This window comes from Rhizobium sp. 62_C5_N11_2 (assembly GCF_051811185.1).
GTDB classification, from domain to species: domain Bacteria; phylum Pseudomonadota; class Alphaproteobacteria; order Rhizobiales; family Rhizobiaceae; genus Rhizobium; species Rhizobium leguminosarum.
On sequence record NZ_JBPWPW010000001.1, the window covers coordinates 121,094 to 145,547 of the forward strand.

Here is a 24,454-nt window from a genome sequence, read left to right on the forward strand (position 1 = left end):
GCGACGCGCTTTAGTGTTATCGAGGCCGCAGACGCATCGCTTCGGAGGCCTGCCATGCAATCGATCACCATTCGCCGTCCTGATGACTGGCACCTGCATCTGCGCGATGGCGCCATGCTGGAGGGCGTGATCGCCGATACGAGCCGCACCTTCGCCCGCGCCATCATCATGCCCAATCTCGTGCCGCCCGTCGTCACCACCACCGACGCCAAGGCCTATCGCGAGCGTATCCTCGAGGCCTTGCCGGACGGCCATCGCTTCCAGCCGCTGATGACGCTTTATCTCACCGAACATACCAGCCCCGATGACGTGGAGGAGGGGAAGAACAGCGGTCTCATCACCGCCGTGAAGCTTTATCCCGCCGGCGCCACGACCAATTCGCATGGCGGCGTGCGCGACATGGAAAAGGCGATGCCGGTGCTGGAGCGCATGGCAAAGATCGGCCTGCCGCTCTGCGTCCATGGCGAGGTGACGACGCCTGATGTCGATATTTTCGATCGCGAGGCCGTCTTCATCGACACCGTGCTTGATCCGCTGCGGCAGCGCCTGCCGGAGCTGAAGGTGACGATGGAGCATGTGACGACATCAGATGGCGTCGACTACATCAAGGCGGCCAAGGGCAATCTCGCCGGCTCGATCACCACCCACCATCTGATCATCAACCGCAACGCCATCCTCGTCGGCGGCATCCGCCCGCATTATTACTGCCTGCCGGTCGCCAAGCGCGAAAACCACCGGCTGGCTCTGCGTGCGGCCGCCGTCAGCGGTGACGCCCGCTTCTTCCTCGGCACGGATTCCGCCCCGCATGTCGATCCGCTGAAGGAATGCGCCTGCGGCTGCGCCGGCATCTATACCTCGGTCAATACGATGAGCTGCCTCGCCCATGTCTTCGAACAGGAGGGCGCCCTGGAGCGGCTCGAAGCCTTCGTGTCGCTGAACGGGCCGGCCTGGTACGGGCTCCAGCCGAACGAGGAGCGCATCACCCTGTCAAGGCAGGCCGAGCCGGTCGTCTTTCCCGCGAGGATTGAAACCGGCGCCGGTCCGGTGACGGTGTTCGATCCGATGTTTCCCCTGCATTGGCAGGTGGTGCAGCAGGCGTAAGCTTTCAGAATTCAATTTTAAATAGAATATTCATCTTAAACTTCGGTGCGACGTTAAACGCGTAACATTTGCATTGTGCAGTGCATCATTTGTTAACGGATGCATAAGACATTCCTCGTCGCGGAGCCCATAAGCTGCCAACATCTGGCGCGGCAACAGCTGCGGAGACTGAAAAGCATGACGCTTGACTATAACTCTCTCTTGCTGGCGCTTGGCGTCTCCGCGGCATGCCTTGCCGTCACGCTGATGGGCAGTTGGATTGTCCGCCGGGCGGAAACGGTGCTGCTCACCGCCACCATCGGCCTGGTCCTCGTCGTCAGCGGCATTTTCGTCTACAGCGCCTACGTCAATAGTCCGGAGACATGGCTGGGCGTTGCCAATTTCGTGCTGTTTCATGCCGGCTTTGCCACCATATGGGGGGCAGGCAGACAGTTCCTCACCGGCCGCCTGTCTATCCCGGCCATCGCGATCCGCGCGCTTGCCGCGATGGTCTTTTCCATCGTGCCGATGCTATCAGGGTATGACGGCCTGGCCTTCATCGCCGACAATCTCGCTATCGCCCTTTTGCTCTTTGCCACCGCCCGGCAATATTGGCTCGCTCGTGCCGAAGCACCCGCGCCGCTCCTCGGCATTACCGCGCTCTATACGCTGACGGCGATCTCCTTCGTTCTCTGCGCCGCCGTGCTGATCTCCGACGGCAAGCTGGTGCTCGGCAGGGCCCCCAGCAACTGGGCGGAAGATCTCAGCCTCGCTGTCTGCATTGCCGGCATGACCGGGATCGGCGCGCTGTCGTTGGCGCTGCATCAATGGCGGCTCGCTGCCCGCCACCGTCTCGATGCGATCACCGATCCGCTGACCGGCCTGCTCAACCGCCGCGCCCTGTTCGACGAGTACGGCACGCGCCCGATGGGCACGACCACCGCCGTCATCGTCTTCGACATCGACCATTTCAAATCCGTCAACGACCGCTTCGGCCATGCTGCCGGCGATCGCGTGCTCAAGGTCTTCGCCGGCGAACTCGCGGCCAGCTGCCGCACCGGCGACACCGCCGCCCGGCTCGGCGGCGAGGAATTTGCGCTGGTGCTGAAGGAGATCATGCCCGGCCGGGCGGAACTGACGGCCGAGCGCATCCGCCGGGCTTTCGAGGCGCGCGAGATCCATATCGATGACGAAGTGCTGACATGCACGGTCAGCGTCGGCGTCGCGCCCGGCCGCTCGAAGCCGCAGGATTTCGACGCCATGCTGAGCGCCGCCGACAAGGCGCTCTACGTCGCCAAGCGCGCCGGCCGCAACCGGGTCGAACTTGCCGGCCATCTGCAGGCCGTTCCCGTCGAGGCAGCGCGCACCGCGTCTTGATCGCCGATCGATCCTCTCATACTATCGCCTTCGGCCGGATGCGGCCAGCCGCCCCGCGACGCTCGAGTTTGACGCTCTGGCGTTATGGTGAATGCATCCAGACAACATCCTTCACATCCTTGCCGTTTGGCGATCGATGGCGAACGGGTCAGCAGACGCGGGCACTGATCTTCCTGTTTGCCGTCAACGGAAGGATGACTTCATGCGCGATTTTCGCGATGCCAAGCTCATGGCAAAAACATTGCGGCAGGCCCTCGCCGACCGCGACATTTCGCTCACCCACAGCGAAACGCTCGAAATCGTTGCCCGGCAGTTCGGGCTCGATCAATGGAATATTCTCTCGGCCAAGATAGAGGAGGCGGGCGCCTCCCGCTCGGTCATCGGCATCGAGCCGCCAATGCCGATCTTCCGCATCTTCTCGGTCGAAAAAGCCATGGAATTCTATTGCGGCTTCCTGGGCTTCCGTCTCGATTGGGAGCACCGTTTCGGCGAAAATTTTCCGCTCTATTGCCAGGTTTCGCGTGACGGCATGGCGCTGCACCTGAGCGAACATTCCGGCGACGCCAGCCCCGGCGCCAAGGCCTTCGTCCGCGTCGCCAATGTCCGGGCCTATCACGCCGAACTCTCAGGCAAGGACTACCGCTACATGAAGCCCGGTATCGAGCAAGAGCCGTGGGGGCTGGAGATGACCGTCATCGACCCCTTCAGCAACCGCATCGTCTTCTGCGAGCAGACGTAGTCGTCAGCGCAGCTTGGCTTTAGGTGACAAATCGGTCAACGACCGCTATGGCCGGCCGCCGGCGACCGCGTGCTTCAGGTCTTCGCCGATGAACTGACGGCCCGGCGATACCGCGGCCCGGCTCGGCGGCGAAGAGTTTGCGCTGGTGCTGACGGAGATCATGCCCCGCCGGGCCGAGCTCGCCGCCGAGCTCATCCGGAAAGCCTTCGAGGCGCGGCGCTTCTTCAATCTACCCGGCGCAGACTTTCCACAAAGACACCCCGACTGGTGCCTCGGCCCGAAACGGCGATCCGCTGTCCCGGTCCAAGTTCTCGCCTGATGTTCTCAGGGACACGGCAAATTTCGTCGAATAGCATCGGAACCCCTTCGACCTGAACCGGTGACCGGCATTTTTTGCTACCCCATTCATGCGCGTCGACGACGGTGAAAGAAAGCTCCACCCGATGGCCAGCGATAAAGGCGAATAGCATCGGCACTGCGATGATGACGAGATGCTTTCCGAAGAAATAACCAGCGATCGGAGCGATTATCAGGCCGAAACCTTTCCTCACGCCGACGATCTCGCGACTGCTCTTCAAAATGAGCCAAAACGACAATGCCGCCGAGACCACGCTGACAGCGAGAGTAGGAAGGGCCGCCTTGGAGATCCACTCGTTTGACGGCAGAAAATTACAGCCGGGTATCTGGGCGAAAATGGCAAGTACACCCGGCAAAAGCAACATGGTCAGAAGAATCCCGCCCGGTTTACCGAGCGGCCATTTGACACTCTCTTCCTTCCACCCCATGGACAACGCACCGCTCTTTACATCGCAACCTGTCAATCACTCTGTGACACATTTCGGCTGGCGGCTTCAAGGGGGCACGATCAGGGCAGCAGAAACGATTTTGGCTGCGTCTAAGAGGTCGCGGAACCCCTTTATACACCAACGACAAACTCCAAGGATGGCGCTCCCTTGGATGTCGGCGCTTGCATCTCCGTCCTTGGAATCTACAGTCACACCATCGACGTTGTTTCAATGGAAATGACTCCTGGTCGGCAGGGTGGGAACCAGATGAAATGTGTTTCGGTCCTGATTTTAGCGCTTCTGTCGATTTTTTTCGGATGGTTATTTTATGAAAGGTACTGGAGGTTCCGAGATTGCATATCGCAGGCCCTGTCCAGTTGCCTCACTCCCGACGGTGACAATCTAACGCAAGGCGGCTCTCTGTGGGCTGGTTTGGCAGGGCTGTTCTTGTTGGTCGCTGTGATCTCAGCCCGGCGCGATTTCCGAAGCCGGGATGCTGGCAAATAGCTGGGTAGGCTGCTCCTCCGCTCGCGGATGAAGGCAAACCGGAGCCGGAAGCAAAGCCGCGGCACTCTCCAGCGTTCCTCATCGTGAGGCGCGTAGCCCGCAGGGCGAAGCCTCGAAGGACACGCTGCAACGCTGCTTCTTGCATGCATCTGATGTCAGCGCACCCACCTCGTCCTTCGAGGCTCCTGGGACCTCAGGATGAGGCTCTCTTGAAGGCCCCGCTCGCTTCTCAGACGATCATCAGCGCCCGCACGAAGGCGACCGATGCGAGCAGCGAGGCGATGGTCCGCACATGGTTCCACCACGTCCAGTCCCTGACATAGCTAGTCCAAAGCTGAACCGCTTCCGGCCCGTTGCCGCCGACCTTCGCCAGCGCATCGTTCATCGGCACGTTGAAGACGATGGTCGAGACGAAAGAGGCAAAGACATAGAGGGCTGCTCCGGCCAGCATCAGAAAAGATGCCCCGCCGCGCCAGTCGATCAGGGCGAGCACGGCGATGACGAGGCAGAGGATCGCCGTCGGCACGAAGAGGCCCATGAAGGGCGAGCGGACGATCGTCACGTTGATCGAGTTCATCGCCGCGATGCCTTGCTCTGCCGGAATCCGCGAGAAGGCGGTCATGATGAAGGTCGAGAAGGCGAAGAAGATGCCGGCGACGAGGCCGCTGCCGATCGCCGCGGCGCCGAGGGAGAGGATGAGAATAATCTGCATGGTCAGGCGCTCCATATTCCGGTTGCCGCGGTCCGGCGGACATATTCGCTGAAATCGGTGGCGGGGCGGCCAAGAATTTCGGCGACACCGCCCATCACATTGGAGTTGCGCCCATCGAGCACCTGGCCGAAGAGCTCCTCCAGAAGATCGATCAGGCCCGGCGGCAGGCCGGCCGCCGCAAGCCCGCCGGTGAAATCCGCCATCGATACCTGCTGATATTCGATCGGCCGCCCAGTGGCTGCGGCGATTTCGCCGACCGCCTGCCGGAAGGTCAGCGCCCGAGGGCCGGTCAACTCGTAGGTCTTGTTGCGGTGGCGCGGGTCGGTCAAGACGGCGACGGCGGCATCGGCGATGTCGTCGGCATCGATGAAGGGCTCACCGATCTCGCCCGCCGGCAATTGCAGCCGGCCGCCAATGATCTGGTCGACAAAGGCGCCCTCGCTGAAGTTCTGGCAGAACCAGGAGGCGCGCAGGATGGTGGTATCGATGCCGGAAGCGGTCAGCGCCGCTTCGCTGCGCTGCGCGCTCTCTTCGCCGCGGCCGGAGAGCAGCACGATATGCTCAAGGCCGCATTCCACGGCGACCTTGGCGAGCGATTTGATCGCCTCTGCCGCCCAGGCGACGGCAAGGTCCGGCTGGAAGGCGACATAGGCGCTCGATGCGCCCTCAAGTGCGCCGCGCCAGGTCGACCTATCCTCCCAGTCGAAGGGACGGGCGCTGGAGCGCGATGCCGCGCGAACGGCCAGGCCGCGCGCTTCCAGACGCCTGATGATGCGGCCGCCGGTCTTTCCCGATCCACCGACGAGGACGATTTCGGAAGTCTGCATGTCAAAACTCCTTCCAAATGTTGCAAACAAGAGAAACTCTCTCATTTGCAAAATGAGATAATCTCTCTTATTTTGTTTGTCAACGTGGAAAAGGAGAGATCATGTCGGAACAGCCGGTCGCAACGCGCAGGCGCCAGCAGGAGTCTACCGGCCAGCCGCGCCGCATCCCCAGCCAGCAGCGCGGCCGCGAGCGCTTCGAAAAGATCCTCGCGGTTGCCTCGCAGCTGATCGAAAGCCACGGCAGCGATGGCTTGAAGATGAGCGAGATCGTCGAAAAGGCCGGTCTTTCCTTCGGCGCCCTCTACCAATATTTCCCCGACAAGACCTCGATCATCCGCACATTGGCCGAGCGCTTCAACGAGCAGGGCAGGCGGTGCGTCGAAGAGGAACTGGCGAAGGTGACCGACGCTGCAGCCCTGCAGCGCGCGCTCGCCAATATCGCTGATGAATATTATGCCTTCTTCCGCCGTGAGCCCGTCATGCGCGACATCTGGCATGCGACCCATACCGACAAGCTGCTGCAGCAGGTCGATGCCGAGGACATGGAATTTCATGCCCAGGCATTTCTCGCCGTGCTGATCCGTCTATGGCCGGATCGCGACCGCAAGGAGCTGTTGGCGATCGCCCGGCTGACGATGCAGCTGCTTGCCGCCGGCGTACGTTATGCCGTTTCGCTGGATGCGGAGGAGGGCGCTCAGGCGATTGCCCTGTTCAAGAAGATGCAGATCGCCGATCTCGGCCGTCTGCTGCTATCATGAGCGCGCCTTTCGTCTGGAAACGTCGGGCTCTTGCTGCTATTCCCGCAAGGATCCAAGCCGAAGGAGAGCCGCATGATCCAGACCACATTTCCCGACCGCGCCGTGATGGCCGAATTGTTGGCCAAGATGCTCTGGGAGATCAAGGCGGTGCATTTCAATGCCGCGCAGCCCTATAAACTCTCCTCCGGCATGGCGAGCCCGGTCTATATCGATTGCCGCAAGCTGCTCTCCTTTCCGCGCATCCGCTCGACGGTGATGGATTTCGCCGCCAGCACCCTGCTGCGCGATGCCGGTTTCGAGCAGTTCGATTGCATCGCCGGCGGCGAGACCGCCGGCATCCCCTTCGCCGCCCTGCTGGCAGATCGTCTCGGCCTGCCGATGATCTATGTCCGCAAGCAGCCGAAGGGCCATGGCCGCAATGCCCAGATCGAAGGCAACATGCCGGAAGGCTCGCGCGTGCTCGTCATCGAAGACCTGACGACAGCAGGCGGCAGCATGTTCAAATTCATCGATGCGGTCCGTGCCGCCGGCGGCGTCGTCGATCATGGCATCGCGCTGTTCTTCTACGGCATCTTCGGTGAACAGCGCTTTGCCGACGGCAAGGTCAGGCTGCATCACATCGCCACCTGGCGGAATGTTCTGGCCGTCGCCAAGGAGCAGAAGCTCTTCGACGACAAGACACTGTCGGAAGTCGAGGCCTTCCTCGATGCGCCGCTGGCCTGGTCGGGAAGGAATGGTGGGGTTAGTGAGCTTTCGCTCTAGCCAGTTGACAAAAGCTCGCTTAATCGGTTGATGAACGTATAAATGCTGTTGGGAGGAATACGATGATTTTGTGCTGCGGCGAAGCCTTGATCGACATGCTGCCGAGGGACACCACGCTCGGTGAAAAGGGCTTTGCGCCCTATGCCGGCGGCGCCATCTTCAACACCGCAATCGCGCTCGGCCGCCTCGGCATCCCCACGGCCTTCTTCACCGGTATCGCCGATGACATGATGGGCGAAATCCTGCTGGAGACGCTGAAGGCGAGCAATGTCGATTACAGCCCGTGCGCCATTACGCCGCGTCCCTCGACCATCGCCTTCGTCAAGCTGGTCAACGGCCAGGCGACCTATGCCTTCTACGACGAGGGCACGGCCGGCCGGATGATCACCACGGCCGACCTGCCGGATCTCGGCGACGATTGCGAAGCCTTACATTTCGGCGCGATCAGCCTGATCCCCAGCCCCTGCGGCGAAACCTATGAAGCCCTGCTCGACCGCGAAGCTGCAAGCCGCGTCATCTCGCTCGACCCGAATATCCGTCCCGGTTTCATCAAGGACAAGCCGTCGCATATGGCCCGCATCAAGCGCATGGCCGGCAAGTCCGACATCGTCAAATTCTCCGACGAGGACCTCGAATGGTTCGGCCTGCAGGGAGACCATGATGCGCTCGCCGCCCACTGGCTGAACCACGGCGCCAAACTCGTCGTCATCACCAAGGGCGCAGAAGGCGCCTCCGGTTATACCAAGGAGCGCAAGGTGACGGTGCCGAGCGAACGGGTCACAGTCGTCGACACGGTCGGCGCCGGCGATACCTTCGATGCCGGCATCCTGGCGTCGCTGAAGATGGATAATCTGCTGACCAAACAGCAGGTCGCTTCGCTGGATGAGCAGGCGCTGCGCAACGCCCTGACCCTCGGCGCCAAAGCCGCCGCCGTCACCGTCTCCCGCGCCGGCGCCAACCCGCCCTGGGCACGTGAGATTGGGCTTTAAGGCTTAAGCCGCAACCTCTCGATTCCCTCTTCTCCCCAACGGGGAGAAGGGATATGCCGCATCGTCTTGACACCATGTTTCTCGCACCACGCCAGGACAGGATCTGCCCCATGCTCAAGGCAATTCTTTCGTACGCGCGCGCGCCTTGCTTTCCTTCTTGATCGGCCGACCGACCGGGCAGACCTCCTGCACGAAGCCGTTGAGCGTATTGACGAGATTGTTCTCGATCAGGGAGTAGTGGACGAACTGGCCCTGTTTCTCTCGTCTGATCAGCCCCGCAGCTTCGAGGATAGAAAGATGCTGCGAAACGGCTGGCTTGGACATGCTGAAGCGGTCAGCGATCTCGCCAGCGGTCAGGCCCGACGCTGAGAGATAGGCGAGGATCTTCCGGCGTGGCGCACTGGACAGCGCGTGGAATACCCGCTGGGCGGCGCTGACGGAGCTGCCTTCTACAGCGTCATCGAAAGTCTCTTCGTCCAAGTCCGGTCTCCGTGCCTGCGGCATCATCGCATCGATGCGTTAATCAATTAAGCAATTAATGTATTGCTTAATTGATTCCATTCGTGCAAAGTAATTAAGTAATTGCTTAATTAATGAATTGATGGGCGATGTTCAAGTGGAAATGCGCCCGATGGGAGGGAGTTTGCCATGAGCAGTATTTCCACTGGACGCATGATCGATAACGGGAGCGATCCGGTGAAGGGCAGAGTGGTCTGGATGCCCGCAAAGTCGATCTGGATCACCGCCATGACCTTGGTTGCCATCGTGGGTGGGACACTGACCTTAACCTGGAGCGCCTTTGCCGTCTTTATCCTCCTGACCGCCATCACGATCTGCCTTGGTCATTCGGTCGGCATGCACCGGCTGTTGATCCACCGCTCATTCAGCACCCATATCTGGATCGAGCACGTTCTCGTCTATCTCGGTACGCTGGTCGGCATGGCCGGCCCCTTCGGCATGATCTACGCGCACGACATTCGCGACTGGGCGCAACGTCAGCGAGACTGCCATGACCTCTATGCCCATCGGCGGCCTTTCTTCATCGATGCCTTCTGGCAGATGCATTGCATCGTGGCGCTGGATCATCCGCCACGTTTCGCCCTCGAGGAGCGCGAGCGGCGCGACCGCTTCTATCGCTTTCTGGAGGCGACATGGATGGCGCAGCAGATCCCCTTGGGACTCGTGCTCTTTGCGCTCGGCGGGCTGCCGTGGGTGGTCTGGGGTATTGCCGTGCGGATATCGGTGTCGCTGACCGGACACTGGCTGGTCGGCCATTTCGCGCATCGAGACGGCCATCAGGGCTGGAGCGTCGATGATGTCGCGGTGCAGGGCTATAACCTGCCGCGTTTCGGGCTGGTGACCTTTGGCGAGAGCTTCCACGGCAACTATCACGCTTTCCCGGAATCGGCGCGGCTCGGCATCGAGCCGGGGCAACTGGATCTCGGTTGGTATTTCATCCGGCTGCTGGCAAGGCTCGGCCTGGCTTCGGCAATCAAGCTCCCGCACATGGTCGTGCCAAGGCGAGGGTTGAGGCGCGTCGACGCATCTGAAAGTGCTGGTGACTGTGCCGATCCGCCCTGGGCACGCGAGATCGGTCTTTACGACTAAGCCAGCATCCGCCCCTCATCCGGCTGCCGCCACCTTCAGCCCGTAAACGGGGCGAAGGGACAATGCCGCGACCTCTCCGTTCCTCGCCAGCGTCTCGCGGGACACGTCCCCTCTCCCCGCGTGCGGGGAGAGGGTTAGGGTGAGGGGCAAATCTTGAACGGTTACTTCGCAAGCTTCGCCAGCGCCGCAACTAGGCCCTGCGTCGACGAGTCATGCGATGCCGCACTTTCCTTGCCTTCGACGACCGGCAGCAGGCCCGTCGCCAGTTCCTTGCCGAGCTCGACGCCCCACTGGTCGAAGGAGTTGATGCGGAAGAGCACGCCTTCGACGAAGACGCGATGTTCATAGAGCGCGATCAGGCGGCCGAGCGCGTAAGGCGTCAGCTTGTCGTAGACGAAGGTGATCGACGGCCGGTTGCCGGTGAAGACGCGGTGCGGCGCGATGAAATCGGCCTTTTTGTCGTCCATGCCCTTGTCGGTCAGCTGCTTCTTGGCTTCTTCGAAAGTGCGTCCCTTCATCAGCGCTTCCGACTGGGCGAGAACGTTCGAGATCAGCAGCTGGTGCTGGTGGCGCAGCTCCGGCTCGAAGGCGTTGGCGGCGATCATGAATTCGGCCGGGATGATGCTCGTGCCCTGATGGATGAGCTGATAGAAGGCGTGCTGGCCGTTGGTGCCGGGCTCGCCCCAGACGACCGGGCCGGAATTGCCCTCGACCGGCGTGCCGTCGATAGTGACGCCCTTGCCGTTCGATTCCATGTCGAGCTGCTGCAGATAGGCCGGGAAGCGCGACAGGCGCTGGTCGTAGGGCAGGATGGCGCGGGTGGGGTAGCCCAGCACATTGCGATGGTAGAAGCCGATCAGGCCGAGCAGCATCGGCAGGTTTTCGGTAATCGGCGCCTTACGGAAATGATTGTCGACGGCATGGGCGCCGTCGAGGAACTTGCCGAAATTCTCCGGCCCGACAGCGATCATCAGCGGCAGGCCGATCGCCGACCAGATCGAGTAACGGCCGCCGACCCAGTCCCAGAAGCCGAAGACGCGGGCGCTGTCGATGCCGAAGGCGGCGACCTTGTCGAGCGCTGTCGAGACGGCAGCGAAGTGGTGCTGCACGGCGGCTTCGCCGAGCGCCTTGGCGATGAAATTGCGCGCCGTCTGCGCATTGGTCATCGTCTCGACGGTGGTGAAGGTCTTCGAGGCGACGATGAACAGCGTCGTTTCCGGCTGCACCAGCTTCAGGATGTCGGCGATATGGGCGCCGTCGATATTGGAGACGAAATGCGCGCGCGGACCGTCATGGAAGGGGGCAAGCGCCAGCGTCGCCATGACAGGGCCGAGATCCGAGCCGCCGATGCCGATATTGACGACATCGGTGATCGCCTTGCCGGTGGCGCCCTTCAGCGTGCCGGAGCGGACGTCGTCGGCAAACTTGCCCATGGCGGCAAGCACCGCATTGACGTCGGGCATGACGTCCTTGCCGTCGACCAAAACCGGTGTGTTGGAGCGGTTGCGCAGCGCGGTGTGCAGAACGGCGCGGTCCTCGGTGAAATTGATCGCCTTGCCGGAGAACATTTCCTCACGCTTCTTCTCGACGCCGCCGTCTTCGGCGAGCTTCACCAAGAGCTTGAGGATGTCGTCATTCACCGCCGTCTTGGAAAAATCCATCAACAGGTCGTCAAGCGAGACGGAAAAGCGCGAAAAGCGCTGCGAATCGGCGGCGAAGGCGGCACGGATATCGGTCGCCTTGGTGGCATCAGCGGTGCTTTTCAGCTGTTCGACGATGGCGTTCATGGGAGGCTCCTTTGGAGGCGGAAAGGTTGCGGAAACTATTCGCTTTATCACTCGCAAATCAAGTTCAGCCACCTGCCGAAATGGAAAAAAGCCACCCGCGGCAGGCGGATGGCTTTAATTTCATTACAGCGCCGCGCGTCCGAAAGACGCGCAAAGGACGCTGTAACACTTTTAATTCGTCAAATTCAGCCGCGCAGGTCCTTGCGCAGGATCTTACCAACAGGCGACTTCGGCAGCTCGGTGCGGAACTCGATGAAGCGCGGCCGCTTGTAGTTGGTGAGGTTGGCGATGCAGTGGGCTTTGACCTCCGCTTCCGTCAGGTTCGGATCCTTCCTGACCACGAAGAGTTTTACCGCCTCGCCCGAATGTCCGTCCGGCACGCCAATGGCTGCGGCCTCGAGGATGCCGGCATGCATGGCGGCGACTTCCTCGATCTCGTTGGGATAGACGTTGAAGCCGGAGACGAGGATCATGTCCTTCTTGCGGTCGACGATCTTGGTATAGCCGCGGTCGTCCATGAAGCCCATGTCGCCCGAGCGGAAGTAGCCGTCATCGGTCATCACCCGCGCCGTTTCCTCAGGCTTCTGCCAGTAGCCGGCCATCACCTGCGGTCCGCGAATGCAGATCTCGCCGACGTCGCCGAGCGGCAGCGAATTGCCCGCCTCGTCGCGGATGTCGAGGTCGGTGGAGGGAAGCGGCAGGCCGATCGTGCCGGTGAACTCAGCCGAATCGAAGCGGTTGGCGGTGGCAACGGGCGATGTCTCGGAAAGGCCGTAGCCCTCTGTGACTGCCGTGCCTGTCATCTTCAGCCAGCGGTCGGCGACCGGGCGCTGCACAGCCATGCCGCCGCCGAGCGACATGATCAGCGAGGAGAAGTCGAGCTTGGCGAAATCGGCATTGTTCATCAGCGCATTGAACAGCGTGTTGAGGCCGGGGAAGATATGGACCTTCGACTTTTCGAATTCCTTGACGAGACCGGGAATGTCGCGCGGATTGGCGATCAGGATATTGTGGGCGCCGAGCGACATGCCCATCAGCGAATTCACCGTCAGCGCGAAGATGTGGTAGAGCGGCAGGGCGCAGAGGAAATTCAGCACCTCCGGCTCTTTCTTGCGCTCGAAGGCGGATCGAAGCCAGAGCGACAGCTGCACCTTGTTGGCGAGCAGGTTCTGATGCGTCAGCACCGCGCCCTTGGCAACGCCCGTCGTGCCGCCGGTATATTGCAGGAAGGCGATGTCGCTGCCTGTCAGCGTGACCGGCTGGAGCTTTTTTCCCGCACCTTCGCGGAGCACCTGGCCGAAGCTCTTGTGCTGAGGGATCGACCAGGAGGGAACGAGCTTCTTGACTTTGCGCACGACGAAATTGACGATCAGCCCCTTCGGCCCGAGCATTTCCCCGAGCGAGGTGACGACGACATGGCGAAGGTCGGTCTTGTTGAGAACCTGCTCCACCGTGCGGGCGAAATTCTCCAGCACGAAGATCGCTTTGGCGCCGGAATCCTTCAACTGGTGTTCGAGTTCGCGCGGCGTATAGAGCGGGTTGACGTTCACGACGACGAGGCCGGCGCGCAGGATGGCATAGGTGGCGATCGGGTTCTGCAGCACGTTCGGCATCATCACGGCGACGCGGTCGCCCTTCTGAAGGCCGGTGCTCTGCAGCCAGGCGGCGACCTTGCGCGTCTGGCTCTCCAGTTCGCGGTAGCGCATCTCCTTGCCCATGCTGGAAAAGGCGGTCCGGTCGGCGTAACGGGCGCAGGATTTTTCCAGCAGTTCGGCAAGCGAGGCATATTCCAGCGGCGGAATCTCTGCCGGAACAATATCGGGATAGGCGGCAAGCCAGGGCTTGTCCGGCCTGGCGCCGTTTGGATGGACGGAAATGCTGTTCATCTGTCTCTCTCCCCTGCGGCCGCCGCGCCGACATCATTCGGCAGATAACCGGAAAGATCCTCCATCTTCCAGTCCGGCAGCTTATGCGATTGCCTGAATGGTTCAAGCCGAATGAAGCTATACTAACCTTGACGTAAACGTCAACATTCGGCCCGCGCACGATCATGGAAAGGATGGGGAACTTTGAGTCCGCCATGACGTTGATCTTGCATACTCACCATGAGGAAACACCAAAAGGAGGTGCACAATGTTGAACCAGGATACTGACGCCACCCGCCGTGACCCGAATGTCAAGGTCACGCACTCGCTGATCGCCAGCGACCGCGTCGAAGGCACCCGTGTCTATGGGCCTGATGGCAGGCATATCGGCTCGATCGAACGGCTGATCATCGGAAAGCTCGACGGCCGTGTCGCCTATGCCGTGCTGAGCTTCGGCGGCTTCCTGGGCATCGGTCACGACCATTATCCGCTTCCCTGGGAAAAGCTGAACTACGACACCCAGCTGGATGGCTATCGCATCGACCTGACCAAGGAGCAGATCGAAGGCGCCCCAAGCTATTCGGACGATGACGATACCTGGTACAACGACAATGGCCGCCGGGTCTATGATTACTACGGCGTGCCGCCTTACTGGATGTAACGTCGTCCGATAGGCCGAGCTGGAAGGGCCCCGCGGATGCGGGGCCTTTTTAGTGTTTGGCGACGAGATCGTTGGCCGATCGCAGCACGGTGCCGATGGTAATGTCATCGGCCCTGATCGTCTTTGCCGTCTTAACCGCAAAGACATGGCTCTCGCCCGGCAGCAGCGTCACCAGCATCGAATCGACAACGGCATCCGGATGCAGTCGATCCGCCATCAGGCAGAGATCCTTGAGGAAGTTTTGCGCCGTCACCTTGACCTCATACCCACCGTCGATCCCGACGACATCGACCGTCAGCTGCGGTGCCGGCAAGGCAAGCTCGATATCCTCGACGAAATAATGTAAGGCGCGCCGGTCGAGCATCTGCACGACGATGAGCTCGTTCTTCGGTAAGCCGGGGGTGACGATATCCTCGGGCAGCGGAAATTCCTTTGCCTCGAAACGATCGCAGAGCAGGCGCCAGAATTCGAATTCGGCCAGCACGGTGCCGTCGAGCGTCACGCGTTTGCCGCTGATCTTCGCCCGCCAGAACAGCGTCCGTTCATTGACGGCCACCGCCGCAAGTCCGCCGTCGCGCGGCTGGATCGTCAGCAGGCGCGGATCATAGGCTGCCTTCAGCGCATACCAGAGCGGCTTGCGGCGTCCGGCCGAATCGAGCGCGGCCCATGAGGTCACCGGCCAGCAATCGTTGAACTGCCAGACCACCGCACCCTTGCAGATATTCCGATGCGAGCGCATGTGTTCGACGCCGAAGCGGATGGCGCGCGCCTGGTTGAGCTGGGTGGCGAAGTGCCAGTCATCCATTGTCCGCGGCTCCGGCAAATGGCTGGACAGGCCGCGGATTAGCTTGTCATTGCCTTGTGTGGCCTTCTGATGGTGGAAGACGCCGTTCGATTGCGGCGTCAGCGGGGCGTCGTGCACGCTTTCTTCGATCGTTGCCCAGGCCGGCGGCGCTTGCCAGCCGAATTCGGAGCAGAAGCGCGGGATATAGTTGCGGTAGACCTCGTAGCCGACATCGTTCCACACGTCCCAGATATGTTTGCAGCCATGGCCGTCGGCATTGGGTTCGATCTCCATCGAGCCGGAATAGGGACTGCCGGGATAATAGGGCCGGTCCGGATCGAGTTCGACGCAGAGTTTCGGCAGCAGGTCGAGATAATAACCGAGGCCCCAGCTTTCGCCCGCCTTGATGATCGGCCGCCAGCCCCATTCGTCGAAGCCCCAGATGTTCTCGTTATTGCCGTTCCAGAGGACCAGCGAGGCATGCGGCATCAGCCGCACGACATTGTCACGCACCTCCGCCTCGACCTCGCTTCTGAGCGGCTCCTCCTCCGGATAGGCGGCGCAGGCAAAGAGGAAATCCTGCCAGACCAGCATGCCGGCGCGGTCGCAGGCCTCATAGAATTCGTCGACCTCGAAAATGCCGCCGCCCCAGACGCGCAGCATGTGGATATTGGCGGCCTTTGCCTCCTCGATCCGCGCGGCATAACGCTCAGCCGTCACCCGCGGGGGAAAACAATCGTCCGGAATCCAGTTCGCCCCGCAGATGAAAAGCGGTACGTCGTTGATGACGAAGGTGAAGGCCGAGCCATGGTCGTCGGCCGAGGTGTCGAGTCGCAGTGAGCGGAATCCGAGTTCGCGCTCGTGAGCGTCGAGCAGATCGTCGCTCCCATCGCCGATCAGCCGGAGAGTCAGGGGATAAAGCGGCTGCGCGCCGAGATGGTGCGGCCACCAGAGCTGCGGCGAGGGGAGGGTAAGCTCGAAGGCGCTCTCGTCTTCGTCGGCGGCGATCGCCAGCGTCTTGGTCACGCCGCCGATTTCGGCGATGAGCCTCAACGGCGTCGTGCCGCCTTGCCGCGCCAGCCTGGCATGCACCTTCACCAGCCCGTCACCGCCTGCAAGTGTTGCCGACACCCGTGTTTCGGCAAGCCGCGCCCGGTCCCAGCTTTCCAGCCGGACGGGCTTCCAGACGCCCGCCGTCACCAGCGTCGGCCCCCAGTCCCAGCCGAAATTGCAGGCCATCTTGCGCATTAGATTGCCCGGTCCCGGATAGTTGTTGGGACGGTAGCCGTAATGCTTTTCCATCTCCGCACCATAGGCGTAAGCCGAACGGAAGGTGACGGTGAGTTCGTTCTGGCCAGCCTTCAGCAACTGGGAAACATCGAAACGATAGGTGCGGTGCATGTTGAAGGTGCGGCCGATCTCTTCGCCGTTGAGGGATATCACCGCGATCGTATCGAGCCCGTCGAAGACGAGCTCCTGCACCCTACCATCGTCAGGCATCGCCTCGAACGTGCAGCGATAGGTCCAGTCGGTCTTGCCGATCCAGTCACTGCTGATCTCGTTGACGTCGATATAGGGATCGGGGATCAGCCGGTTGGCGATCAGGTCGAGATGCACGCAGCCCGGCACCGTTGCGGGGATTGCGGCGGGCAGGCCGGATCTTCCTGTATCGTTACAGGAGAGCGTCCAGCCGGAATTGAGCTCGGTCTTCTCGATCATGGGCGGGCTCCTAGGTCATGCCGCTCGAAGCTGTGGGATTATCGGGAGATTGGAACAGTGCGGCCGCAATCCGGCTCGCCACGATGCGTCAGAGAAACCGGCCGTGGCGCTGCAGCACCTCGATCTTGTAGCCATCGGGATCGCTGATGAAGAAGAACAGGCCGAAGAGCTTGCCGTCGCGGTTGAGCTCCACCAGTTCACCCGGATTGAGCCCGAGCTTCGACAGCCGCTCCCGCTCGACCGCCACCTCCTCGACCGAGACGGCGAGATGGCCATAGGCATTGCCGAGGTCATAGGGCGCAGTCCGGCCCTTGTTGACGGTCAGTTCCAGCTCGAAGCCGGTCTCGGCATTGCTCAGATAGATCAGCGTGAAGGTTTCGAAATCGACGCGGTCGGCGACCGAAAGGCCGAAGGCCCTCTCGTAGAATTCGACGGAGCGCGCCTCATCGAGAACGCGGATCATGGAGTGGATCATCTTCGCCAATTCTGCCTCCCATTGCACTACAGCGCCGCGCGTCTTTTTAGACGCGCAAAGGACGCTGTAGCACTTTGAATTGCTGCATAATTCCTTAAATCGGAATCGATTTAAGGAATTATGCAGTAGTCACGGCAGTCTTGGTACTCGTCCTCCTACGCCGCGCGCAAGCCGATTCTTCGCGTGATCGCCGCTTCGACGAGGCCCATGGCGTCATAGATCAGCACCGCCATCAGGCCGACGATCAGGCCGCCCTGCAGGATGAAGGCGGTATTGTCGGAAATCAACCCGGCGATGATGACCTCGCCGAGGCCCTTTGCCGCAACCGTCGAGCCGATCGTCGCCGTGCCGATATTGATCACGGTCGCCACCTTCAGCCCTTCGAGGATCAGCGGCAGGGCAAGCGGCAGCTCGACCCGCAGCAGCCGCTGCGTGCCGTTCATGCCCATGCCGTCGGCGGCATCGAGAACCTGCGGCGAAACCTGCTTCAAGCCGGCGACGGTGTTTTCGAAGATCGGCAGCAGGCCGTAGAGAAAGAGCGCAATCAGCGTCGGCATGGCGCCGAAACCGGTGGCGGGAACGGCGAGCGCCAGCACCGCGACCGGCGGAAAGGTCTGCCCGGCATTGGCGATGGCGCGCGACAGCGGCAGGAAGTCAGCCCCGCTTTCCCGCGTCACGAAGATGCCGCCGACAACGGCAAGCACGGCGCTGCAGACAATCGAGCCGATCACCAGCTGCAGATGCCCGGCGGCCAGCGAGGCAAGGCTGTTCTGCGTATAGACGGCAGGCGCATTGTTGCTGGTCAGCGGCACCAGCAGGAAGGAAAGCCACTCCGTCCTGAACAGCAGGATGAGCAGCAAAGCCAGCGCCGCCAGGCGGAAGAGATTGGCGACGACGAGCTTCATGCCTTGCGGCCCAGTTCGAGAAGCCGCGTCATCGAGATCGAGCCAACCGGGGCCTTTTCGCCGTCCTGCACGGCCGCCTCGTCGACCCCCTGCCAGATCATTTCGGCCAGCGCATCACGCAGGCTGAGCGACTGCGGCAGGGCGTAGGCGAGGCCATTCTTGGCCGGCTCCATGCTCTCCTTCAGCGGCAGCAGCGACATCAGCTTCAAGGCCCGGTCGGACGTGCCGGTCAATTGCTGGACGAAGGGATCGGCGGGTTCGGTGAGGATCTTTTCCGGCGTCGAGCATTGCAGCAATCTGCCCTGGCTCATCACCGCGATCTGATTGCCGAGATGGAAGGCCTCGTCCATGTCGTGGGTGACGAGAATAACCGTCGTGCCGAACTGTTTCTGGATCGCCAGCAGGTCGTCCTGCGCCTTGCCGCGGATGACGGGATCGAGCGCACCGAAGGGTTCGTCCATCAACAGCAGCTCCGGCTCGGCTGCCAGCGCCCGGGCCACACCGACGCGCTGCTGCTGGCCGCCGGAGAGCTGGTGCGGATATTTGTCGGCAAAGGTTGCCGGATCGAGGTTGAAAAGCCCGAGCAGTTCTTCGACGCGTTTGGCGATGCGGGCGGAATCCCAATCGAGAAGCTGCGGCACGGTGGCGATATTCTGCGCCACCGTCCGGTGCGGAAACAGGCCGTGTCCCTGGATGGCATAGCCGATCTTGCGGCGAAGCTCCGTCACTGGAACGTCCATGACATTCTGTCCGCCGACTGATATTTCGCCTTCGGTGATCGGCACCAGTCGGTTGATCATCCGCATCAGCGTCGATTTACCCGAGCCCGACGTGCCGACGATGACGGTGATCTCACCCTTCTCGACGCTCATCGAGACGTTGTCGACGACGGTGGCCGTGCCGTAGCGCTTGGTGACGTTCCTGATCTCGATCATGGTCATGCGGCGGATCCCCGGATGCTGTCGATGACCGCATCGAGGATGACGGCCGATGAGAAGGCGAAGAAGACGGTCGGCACGGCGCCGAGCAGGACGAGATCCATGGCCGTCTGGCCGAGCCCCTGGAAGATGAAGATGCCGAAGCCGCCGCCGCCGATCAGCGCCGCGATCGTCACCATGCCGATCGCCTGCACCAGCACGATGCGGATGCCGGTGAGGATGACGGGAAAGGCGAGCGGCATGTCGATGCCGGTCAGAATCTGCAAGCGCGTCAGCCCCATGCCGGCCGCAGCATCGCGCACCGAGGGGTCGACGCCCTGAAGGCCGACGACGGTGTTGGCGACGATCGGCAGCAGCGAATAGAGCACCAGCGCAATCAAGGCAGGCGCCGTGCCGATGCCGCGGATGCCGATCGCGGCGGCGAGCGGCACATGGGTGGCGAGGTAGCCGAGCGGCAGCATCAATAGGCCGAAGAGTGCCAGGCTCGGGATCGTCTGGATGAGGCTCAGCCCCTGCAGCACGATGGCCCGCAGCTTCGGCACCCAGAAGCACAGGATGCCGAGCGGCAGGCCGAGAACAATGGCTATGGCAAGCGAGCCGAACGCCAGCAGCAGATGCGAGATCGCTTCGGTCTCGAATTGCGGGGCCCGCGTCGAGAATTCCTTCATGATCGAAAGGCTGTCGAGCAGGCCGGAGGAGAGCGAGATGAAGAGCAGCGCCGTATAGGCTGCAAGGGCTGCGACCCGCATCCATGGCGCCAGCCGGATTTTGACAAGCGCATCGGATATGACGAGCCCGATCACCGCAAACAGCGCCCAGAAGCCGCCGCCGGGCGTCATGCGCGCTACCGTGCTGCCGGGGGGCGTTGCCGCCGTCGAGACGAGGCCGATCGCAACGATCAGCGCCGCAAGGCAGAGTGTGGCGATGACAAGCCGCGCGATCGCATTGGTGAGGAACAGCGTGGCGAAGGCGGTGAGAAGTAGAAGCACGGTCAGGATGACGACGGAAGGCTGGGGAAGAAGCTGCATCAGCAGCATCGGCTTGCCGGCGGCGATGCGGTTCGCCTTCACGTAGATGAAGGGCATCAGTGCAGTCGCCGCGATGCCGCCTGCCACCAGAACCACGCCGAGCCGGTCCAGCTTGCGGACCGCTAAGGTTTCTTCCATCAAATCAACCCTGTCTGGCCAACATCAGCCCAACCCTATCAGCAAAGGGGGCTCCGCCCGCGATCGGGCGGAGCGAGCGATGACTACTTCAGGAAGCCTTTTTCCTTGAGATAGGCTTCGGCGACGGATTTTGCCGGCTCGCCGTCGACCTGGATCTTGGCGTTGAGCTTGCGCAACTCGTCGGCGGTCAGGCTCTTGAAGATCGGCGAGAGCACTTCCTCGATCTTCGGATTGGCCTTCAACACCTCTTCGCGGATGATCGGCGTCGGGGCATAGACCTGCTGCACGTTCTTGTCGTCTTCGAGAACGGTGAGTTCAGCCGCTTCAATGGCGCCGTCGGTGCCGTAGACCATGGCGGTGTTGACGCCGTTCGTCTGGTCAGCGGCCGCCTTGATCGTTGCCGCCGTGTCGCCGCCGGAAAGAACGACCATCTGGTCGGGCTTCAGCTGGAAACCGTAGGTCGTCTGGAAGGCGGGGAGCGCGCCGGCCGAATTGACGAATTCGGCGGAGGCGGCAAGCTTGGCGGCACCGCCGCCGGCAACCCACTTGCCGAAGTCTGTGAGGCTCTTCAGCTTGTTCGGACCGGCGACATCGCTGCGCACGGCGAGCGCCCAGGTGTTGTTGGCGGGCGACGGCGTCAGCCAGACGATCTTGTTGGCGTCGTAATCGAGCTTCTTCGCCAGCTCATAACCCTGGTCGATGTTCTTCCAGGCAGCGTCATCGGCCTTGTTGAAGAAGAAGCCGGCATTGCCGGTATATTCGGGATAGATGTCGATTTCGCCGGCGGTGATCGCCTTGCGCACGACGGGTGTTGCGCCAAGCGCGATGCGGTCCTGCGTCTTGATGCCGTTTGCTTCGAGAGCGAGCGCAATGACGTTGCCGAGCAGCGTGCCTTCGGTGTCGATCTTCGACGAAACGACGACGTCGGCGGCATGGGCCGCACCCACCGCGAAGGCGGAGAGTGAGACGGCAAGTGCGAGTTTCTTCAGCATGGAAAGTCCCCTTTTTCAAAACCATTGAATGTGGCGCAAGCCTCGGGCGGGAGGCCTGCGCATAGGAAATCCGCCGGCGAAGGCGACCAAGCCGCCATCATGCCGGAATTGCGTGCGTCATGGAAATAGCGTTCATGCCCGAAAAATCGATGCAAGCCCACTCCAGTATTTGCGGTCGCGGCACGATTATGGCGGCGAATGCACCTCCGCGCGCGGAAACGCATTCCCTTTTCCAAGGCCGGCGCGATTTGTTTTTGTTCCCTTGCGTGTTTCCACGATATTCCCCGGCTCTTTCGCGGTTTCCCGCCGCCCGGTTTTTTATGACGGCAACGATAGCCCGCCCGCCTGGAGGCAGGGATATCTTTTTTCATGAACACATCATATCGTCCGGTTTTTCCAGCGCTTTCCGGAGGTGGCCGTTTGCATCTTGGTGCCCTGTTCATCGCAAGCCATGTTCTGACCTCCGGTTCGGTGCGCGAGACCGCGCGGCGCTTCCAGCTGTCGCCCTCCACCGTCTCGACGGCAATCCATAATCTCGAGACCGAACTGGCGATGAAGCTGACGGAACGCGCTTCCGGCGAGCTCGCGACGCTGATTGCGAGCGGCAGGGTGCTGGAAAGCCTGGAGCCGATCACGGCTGCGATCGCTGAACTCGGCCAATGGGCCGGTCACGACGGCGCCGCCGCCGGGATCGACGAGGCCTGGGCATCCCGCATTCCCGTCAAGATCGTCACGATGGAACGCTTTCTCGAAGTTGCCGACCAGGGCAGCATCAACCGGGCCGCCCGCCGCCTTCGCCTCGGTCAGCCGCAGCTTTCGCTTCAGCTTGCCAATCTTGAGAAATTTTTAGGCCATCGCCTGTTCGAGCGGCAGGCGCAGGGCTCGGTGCTGACAGAAGAGGGCAGGCGCGCCTACCAGATCTTCATGGCGATCAGCCAGGCATGGAACGATCTCAAATCGTCGGCCGACGAGCGTTATCGGCGCACCGCCCGGTCGCTGCGCATCGGCTCGATCATCCCGACCGGCTCGGAAAGCTGGGTGGCGCGCTGCCTGGGCACGCTGGTTTCGGAATGGAATGCACGCCGCAACAACAATGCGATCTCGCTGGTCTCGATGACCGCCGACGATCTGCGCGAGGCGCTGAAGAGCGGTCGCATCGATGTCGCGATCCTGGATTCGGTCTTCGGGCTGGAGAACTTCCGCCATCGCGAATTGCTGCAGACCGACATGGTGGTGATCGCGCCACCGGATAGCACCGAGACCAGCGTCGCCGATCTCGTCGCCGGCCACCCGATCTGCATGCCGAGCCCGCGCACCGGCCTCGGTCATGCGGCCATGGCCTTCAGCTACGAGCGCGCGCCCAACTGGCGCCTGCGCGGCCAGGATATCACCGCGGCGGATTCGCTGCCGGTCATCGTCGACCTCGTCGCCAATCACGGTTACGTCTCTTTCCTCGGCCGCGTCAGCGCCATGCCGATCGCCTACAAGGTGCGCATCGTCGATCTCGACGAGCATCTGCCGATGTCCTATCACGTTGCCTTCAATCATCGAAAAGCCGCCGCCGATGCCTGCACAGTCATCATCGAGGTGGCGGCGAGAATTACATCGGAATCCGTGGCGCGCACCAAAAGGCCGGCGGACGCCGGAGCCAGGGAGACTGCAACGTGACAATCTTGCTCGAAGTGTGCGTGGACAGCGCCGAAGGCCTTGCCGCCGCGATCGAAGGCGGCGCTGGCCGCATCGAGCTCTGCGCGGCGCTGGAGCTCGGCGGCCTGACGCCGCTGCCGAGCCTGATGCGGATCGCCGCTCGGGCTTCCATTCCGGTCTACGCGATGATTCGCCCTCATGCCGGGCCTTTCATCTTCGACGGGGCAGACGAGGAAGCGATGATGATCGATATCGATGCCGTGCGCGCCGCTGGCCTTGCCGGTGTCGTCATCGGCGCCAACCGGCCGGATGGTACGCTCGACATGCCGTTGATCCATCGTTTGAAGGCGCATGCGGCCGGCCTCGGCTCGACGCTGCATCGCGCTTTCGATCTGGTGCCGGATGCCGATGAGGCGCTGGAGCAGGCGGTCGAGCTCGGCTGCGAACGCATCCTGACCTCCGGCTGCGCCCTGAAGGCGGCCGACGGCCTCGACACGCTGAAGCGCATTTCGGCAAAGGCGGCCGGCCGGATCGCGATCATGCCCGGCAGCGGCATCCGCCCGGCAAATGTCGGCGAGATCCTGCAGGCGACCGGCGCCCGCGAGGTCCACGGTTCCTGCAGTTCGCCGGTCGAAAGCGCCGATCCACGCGCGGTCGCCTTCGGCTTCGAGGCGAAAAGCACGAACAAGACCGATGTCGCTATTGTCAGGCAGATGCGCAGGGCGATTGAGGCGGTGGGTCCGAATTTGTAGCCCGCGCCAAAGCGACGGCTATCGGGTCACCTCGACCCAGGAGATCGCCGAGACCAGCCCCTCATCCGGCTGGCGCCACCTTCTCCCCGCCTGCGGGGAGAAGGGACATGCCGCGGACCTCTCCGTCCCCCACTACATCTCGCAGGGCACGTCCCCTCTCCCCGTCAGAACGGGGAGAGGGTTAGGGTGAGGGGCAGCCATCGGCGTGAGGGACAGCAAAGACGGCTCATCACTCGCGATCATGGACTACGCCCATGATCTCACCTCTACGGGAGACGCTCACGAGGAGATCGTCCCCGTCTCGCCATGCTCTGATCAGATATCGTTCACCCACGTCCCTCACATCTCTGACGCGATAACCACGCCGCTCGAGGAGGCGAACCGCATCGTCTGGCCCGAAATTGTCCCGACCCGGGCGCCATCCGCTTCGCTGGTCGTGGTGGCGATTCCATCGCTGCAGAAAATCCGTTTCCGTCTGGTTGTCGTCAGGATCAGCATAGAATTCCGATCCCTGGCCTTCCTGGATGACCACCTGCGCACGGGCAGGCACCACAAGCGGCATTGTCAGCGCAATAGCCATTGCCAAGGAAGCAATTCGCATTTTCATCGCCCGACCCTT

General features: G+C 62.0%; 24 protein-coding genes and 1 pseudogene. 11 read left to right on the forward strand and 14 right to left on the reverse strand.

Annotated elements, in window-relative coordinates; genetic code table 11:
• Positions 1–54: 54 nt before the first annotated feature.
• From pyrC to AB8B31_RS00670, 4 genes and pseudogenes are all read left to right on the forward strand, one after another.
• On the forward strand, positions 55–1,101 hold the full coding sequence (gene pyrC, locus AB8B31_RS00655; RefSeq protein WP_115157054.1) for a dihydroorotase: 1,047 nt from the start codon (positions 55–57) through the stop codon (positions 1,099–1,101).
• A 177-nt stretch (positions 1,102–1,278) separates the two neighbouring features.
• The gene (locus AB8B31_RS00660) at positions 1,279–2,457 is read left to right on the forward strand and encodes a GGDEF domain-containing protein (RefSeq protein ID WP_065275862.1); all 1,179 of its coding nucleotides are present in this window, start codon (positions 1,279–1,281) and stop codon (positions 2,455–2,457) included.
• A gap of 202 nt (positions 2,458–2,659) precedes the next feature.
• Entirely contained in the window at positions 2,660–3,196 is a 537-nt protein-coding gene (locus tag AB8B31_RS00665; RefSeq protein WP_065275861.1) for a glyoxalase superfamily protein, read from the forward strand.
• 28 nt (positions 3,197–3,224) lie between these two features.
• Positions 3,225–3,413: pseudogene (locus AB8B31_RS00670) on the forward strand (diguanylate cyclase domain-containing protein); the annotation flags it as partial.
• Between the two features lie 7 nt (positions 3,414–3,420).
• Here AB8B31_RS00670 and AB8B31_RS00675 read toward each other — a convergent pair.
• The 3 genes from AB8B31_RS00675 to AB8B31_RS00685 all read right to left on the reverse strand — a co-directional run bounded on the left by AB8B31_RS00675 (position 3,421) and on the right by AB8B31_RS00685 (position 6,027).
• On the reverse strand, positions 3,421–3,981 hold the full coding sequence (locus AB8B31_RS00675) for a hypothetical protein (protein WP_065275860.1): 561 nt from the start codon (positions 3,979–3,981) through the stop codon (positions 3,421–3,423).
• Between the two features lie 736 nt (positions 3,982–4,717).
• The gene (locus AB8B31_RS00680) at positions 4,718–5,215 is read right to left on the reverse strand and encodes an anthrone oxygenase family protein (protein ID WP_197730415.1); all 498 of its coding nucleotides are present in this window, start codon (positions 5,213–5,215) and stop codon (positions 4,718–4,720) included.
• The gene (locus AB8B31_RS00685) at positions 5,203–6,027 is read right to left on the reverse strand and encodes an NmrA family NAD(P)-binding protein (protein WP_065275859.1); all 825 of its coding nucleotides are present in this window, start codon (positions 6,025–6,027) and stop codon (positions 5,203–5,205) included. The genes AB8B31_RS00680 and AB8B31_RS00685 overlap by 13 nt, the downstream gene beginning before the upstream one ends.
• Positions 6,028–6,128: 101 nt before the next feature.
• Here AB8B31_RS00685 and AB8B31_RS00690 point away from each other — a divergent pair, with 101 nt between their 5' ends.
• The 3 genes from AB8B31_RS00690 (at position 6,129) to AB8B31_RS00700 (ending at position 8,536) form a co-directional block, all read left to right on the forward strand.
• Positions 6,129–6,785 (forward strand): TetR/AcrR family transcriptional regulator, encoded by a 657-nt coding sequence (locus AB8B31_RS00690; RefSeq protein WP_065275858.1) that lies wholly within the window; start codon positions 6,129–6,131, stop codon positions 6,783–6,785.
• A gap of 72 nt (positions 6,786–6,857) precedes the next feature.
• The gene (locus AB8B31_RS00695; RefSeq protein ID WP_028731601.1) at positions 6,858–7,547 is read left to right on the forward strand and encodes an orotate phosphoribosyltransferase; all 690 of its coding nucleotides are present in this window, start codon (positions 6,858–6,860) and stop codon (positions 7,545–7,547) included.
• Positions 7,548–7,609: 62 nt separating this feature from the next.
• Positions 7,610–8,536, forward strand: a complete 927-nt coding sequence (locus tag AB8B31_RS00700) for a carbohydrate kinase family protein (protein WP_065275856.1) — start codon at positions 7,610–7,612, stop codon at positions 8,534–8,536.
• 114 nt (positions 8,537–8,650) lie between these two features.
• Here the strand turns inward: AB8B31_RS00700 and AB8B31_RS00705 are convergent, their stop codons facing one another.
• Positions 8,651–9,016, reverse strand: a complete 366-nt coding sequence (locus tag AB8B31_RS00705; RefSeq protein ID WP_027681917.1) for a metalloregulator ArsR/SmtB family transcription factor — start codon at positions 9,014–9,016, stop codon at positions 8,651–8,653.
• Between the two features lie 168 nt (positions 9,017–9,184).
• On the opposite strand from AB8B31_RS00705, the gene AB8B31_RS00710 reads away from it, so the two are divergent.
• Positions 9,185–10,144 carry an acyl-CoA desaturase gene (locus AB8B31_RS00710; RefSeq protein ID WP_065275855.1) on the forward strand — a complete coding sequence of 320 codons (960 nt, stop codon included), beginning with the start codon at positions 9,185–9,187 and terminating at the stop codon, positions 10,142–10,144.
• Positions 10,145–10,305: 161 nt separating this feature from the next.
• Here the strand turns inward: AB8B31_RS00710 and pgi are convergent, their stop codons facing one another.
• Together pgi and AB8B31_RS00720 are read right to left on the reverse strand one after the other, a co-directional pair.
• A complete protein-coding gene (pgi, locus tag AB8B31_RS00715) occupies positions 10,306–11,931 on the reverse strand; it encodes a glucose-6-phosphate isomerase (RefSeq protein ID WP_047617131.1) in 1,626 nt (541 codons plus the stop codon).
• A gap of 185 nt (positions 11,932–12,116) precedes the next feature.
• Entirely contained in the window at positions 12,117–13,817 is a 1,701-nt protein-coding gene (locus tag AB8B31_RS00720) for a long-chain fatty acid--CoA ligase (protein WP_065275854.1), read from the reverse strand.
• A 247-nt stretch (positions 13,818–14,064) separates the two neighbouring features.
• On the opposite strand from AB8B31_RS00720, the gene AB8B31_RS00725 reads away from it, so the two are divergent.
• Positions 14,065–14,457, forward strand: coding sequence for a PRC-barrel domain-containing protein (locus tag AB8B31_RS00725; RefSeq protein WP_018244602.1), 393 nt, complete (start codon positions 14,065–14,067; stop codon positions 14,455–14,457).
• A 49-nt stretch (positions 14,458–14,506) separates the two neighbouring features.
• Here AB8B31_RS00725 and AB8B31_RS00730 read toward each other — a convergent pair whose 3' ends face one another.
• The 7 genes from AB8B31_RS00730 to AB8B31_RS00760 all read right to left on the reverse strand — a co-directional run bounded on the left by AB8B31_RS00730 (position 14,507) and on the right by AB8B31_RS00760 (position 21,807).
• A complete protein-coding gene (locus AB8B31_RS00730) occupies positions 14,507–16,960 on the reverse strand; it encodes a glycoside hydrolase family 2 protein (RefSeq protein ID WP_065275852.1) in 2,454 nt (817 codons plus the stop codon).
• Between the two features lie 88 nt (positions 16,961–17,048).
• Positions 17,049–17,444, reverse strand: a complete 396-nt coding sequence (locus tag AB8B31_RS00735) for a VOC family protein (RefSeq protein WP_018447687.1) — start codon at positions 17,442–17,444, stop codon at positions 17,049–17,051.
• Between the two features lie 146 nt (positions 17,445–17,590).
• The gene (locus AB8B31_RS00740; RefSeq protein WP_018447686.1) at positions 17,591–18,340 is read right to left on the reverse strand and encodes an ABC transporter permease; all 750 of its coding nucleotides are present in this window, start codon (positions 18,338–18,340) and stop codon (positions 17,591–17,593) included.
• Positions 18,337–19,281, reverse strand: a complete 945-nt coding sequence (locus tag AB8B31_RS00745; RefSeq protein ID WP_065275851.1) for an ABC transporter ATP-binding protein — start codon at positions 19,279–19,281, stop codon at positions 18,337–18,339. Before AB8B31_RS00745 ends, AB8B31_RS00740 begins: the two co-directional genes overlap by 4 nt.
• A complete protein-coding gene (locus AB8B31_RS00750; RefSeq protein WP_018447685.1) occupies positions 19,278–20,444 on the reverse strand; it encodes an ABC transporter permease in 1,167 nt (388 codons plus the stop codon). The genes AB8B31_RS00745 and AB8B31_RS00750 overlap by 4 nt, the downstream gene beginning before the upstream one ends.
• Positions 20,445–20,527: 83 nt before the next feature.
• Positions 20,528–21,436, reverse strand: coding sequence for a glycine betaine ABC transporter substrate-binding protein OsmF (osmF, locus tag AB8B31_RS00755; protein ID WP_003545119.1), 909 nt, complete (start codon positions 21,434–21,436; stop codon positions 20,528–20,530).
• Positions 21,430–21,807: a hypothetical protein gene (locus AB8B31_RS00760; protein WP_131702165.1), complete on the reverse strand. Its 378-nt coding sequence runs from the start codon at positions 21,805–21,807 to the stop codon at positions 21,430–21,432. The genes osmF and AB8B31_RS00760 overlap by 7 nt, the downstream gene beginning before the upstream one ends.
• A 49-nt stretch (positions 21,808–21,856) precedes the next feature.
• On the opposite strand from AB8B31_RS00760, the gene AB8B31_RS00765 reads away from it, so the two are divergent.
• Both AB8B31_RS00765 and AB8B31_RS00770 read left to right on the forward strand, forming a co-directional pair.
• A complete protein-coding gene (locus AB8B31_RS00765) occupies positions 21,857–23,104 on the forward strand; it encodes a LysR family transcriptional regulator (RefSeq protein ID WP_065275850.1) in 1,248 nt (415 codons plus the stop codon).
• Positions 23,101–23,835: a copper homeostasis protein CutC gene (locus tag AB8B31_RS00770; RefSeq protein WP_065275849.1), complete on the forward strand. Its 735-nt coding sequence runs from the start codon at positions 23,101–23,103 to the stop codon at positions 23,833–23,835. Before AB8B31_RS00765 ends, AB8B31_RS00770 begins: the two co-directional genes overlap by 4 nt.
• 229 nt (positions 23,836–24,064) lie before the next feature.
• Here the strand turns inward: AB8B31_RS00770 and AB8B31_RS00775 are convergent, their stop codons facing one another.
• Positions 24,065–24,442, reverse strand: coding sequence for a hypothetical protein (locus AB8B31_RS00775; RefSeq protein WP_065275848.1), 378 nt, complete (start codon positions 24,440–24,442; stop codon positions 24,065–24,067).
• Between the last annotated feature and the right edge of the window lie 12 nt (positions 24,443–24,454).

Excerpts from the sequence above, each read along its gene's own strand:
- pyrC (WP_115157054.1), top strand. The coding sequence starts at position 55 with ATGCAATCGATCACCATTCGCCGTCCTGATGACTGGCACCTGCATCTG.
- AB8B31_RS00660 (WP_065275862.1), top strand. The coding sequence starts at position 1,279 with ATGACGCTTGACTATAACTCTCTCTTGCTGGCGCTTGGCGTCTCCGCG.
- AB8B31_RS00665 (WP_065275861.1), top strand. The coding sequence starts at position 2,660 with ATGCGCGATTTTCGCGATGCCAAGCTCATGGCAAAAACATTGCGGCAG.
- AB8B31_RS00675 (WP_065275860.1), bottom strand. The coding sequence starts at position 3,981 with ATGGGGTGGAAGGAAGAGAGTGTCAAATGGCCGCTCGGTAAACCGGGC.
- AB8B31_RS00680 (WP_197730415.1), bottom strand. The coding sequence starts at position 5,215 with ATGGAGCGCCTGACCATGCAGATTATTCTCATCCTCTCCCTCGGCGCC.
- AB8B31_RS00685 (WP_065275859.1), bottom strand. The coding sequence starts at position 6,027 with ATGCAGACTTCCGAAATCGTCCTCGTCGGTGGATCGGGAAAGACCGGC.
- AB8B31_RS00690 (WP_065275858.1), top strand. The coding sequence starts at position 6,129 with ATGTCGGAACAGCCGGTCGCAACGCGCAGGCGCCAGCAGGAGTCTACC.
- AB8B31_RS00695 (WP_028731601.1), top strand. The coding sequence starts at position 6,858 with ATGATCCAGACCACATTTCCCGACCGCGCCGTGATGGCCGAATTGTTG.
- AB8B31_RS00700 (WP_065275856.1), top strand. The coding sequence starts at position 7,610 with ATGATTTTGTGCTGCGGCGAAGCCTTGATCGACATGCTGCCGAGGGAC.
- AB8B31_RS00710 (WP_065275855.1), top strand. The coding sequence starts at position 9,185 with ATGAGCAGTATTTCCACTGGACGCATGATCGATAACGGGAGCGATCCG.
- pgi (WP_047617131.1), bottom strand. The coding sequence starts at position 11,931 with ATGAACGCCATCGTCGAACAGCTGAAAAGCACCGCTGATGCCACCAAG.
- AB8B31_RS00720 (WP_065275854.1), bottom strand. The coding sequence starts at position 13,817 with ATGAACAGCATTTCCGTCCATCCAAACGGCGCCAGGCCGGACAAGCCC.
- AB8B31_RS00725 (WP_018244602.1), top strand. The coding sequence starts at position 14,065 with ATGTTGAACCAGGATACTGACGCCACCCGCCGTGACCCGAATGTCAAG.
- AB8B31_RS00730 (WP_065275852.1), bottom strand. The coding sequence starts at position 16,960 with ATGATCGAGAAGACCGAGCTCAATTCCGGCTGGACGCTCTCCTGTAAC.
- AB8B31_RS00740 (WP_018447686.1), bottom strand. The coding sequence starts at position 18,340 with ATGAAGCTCGTCGTCGCCAATCTCTTCCGCCTGGCGGCGCTGGCTTTG.
- AB8B31_RS00745 (WP_065275851.1), bottom strand. The coding sequence starts at position 19,281 with ATGACCATGATCGAGATCAGGAACGTCACCAAGCGCTACGGCACGGCC.
- AB8B31_RS00750 (WP_018447685.1), bottom strand. The coding sequence starts at position 20,444 with ATGGAAGAAACCTTAGCGGTCCGCAAGCTGGACCGGCTCGGCGTGGTT.
- osmF (WP_003545119.1), bottom strand. The coding sequence starts at position 21,436 with ATGCTGAAGAAACTCGCACTTGCCGTCTCACTCTCCGCCTTCGCGGTG.
- AB8B31_RS00760 (WP_131702165.1), bottom strand. The coding sequence starts at position 21,807 with ATGAAAAAAGATATCCCTGCCTCCAGGCGGGCGGGCTATCGTTGCCGT.
- AB8B31_RS00775 (WP_065275848.1), bottom strand. The coding sequence starts at position 24,442 with ATGAAAATGCGAATTGCTTCCTTGGCAATGGCTATTGCGCTGACAATG.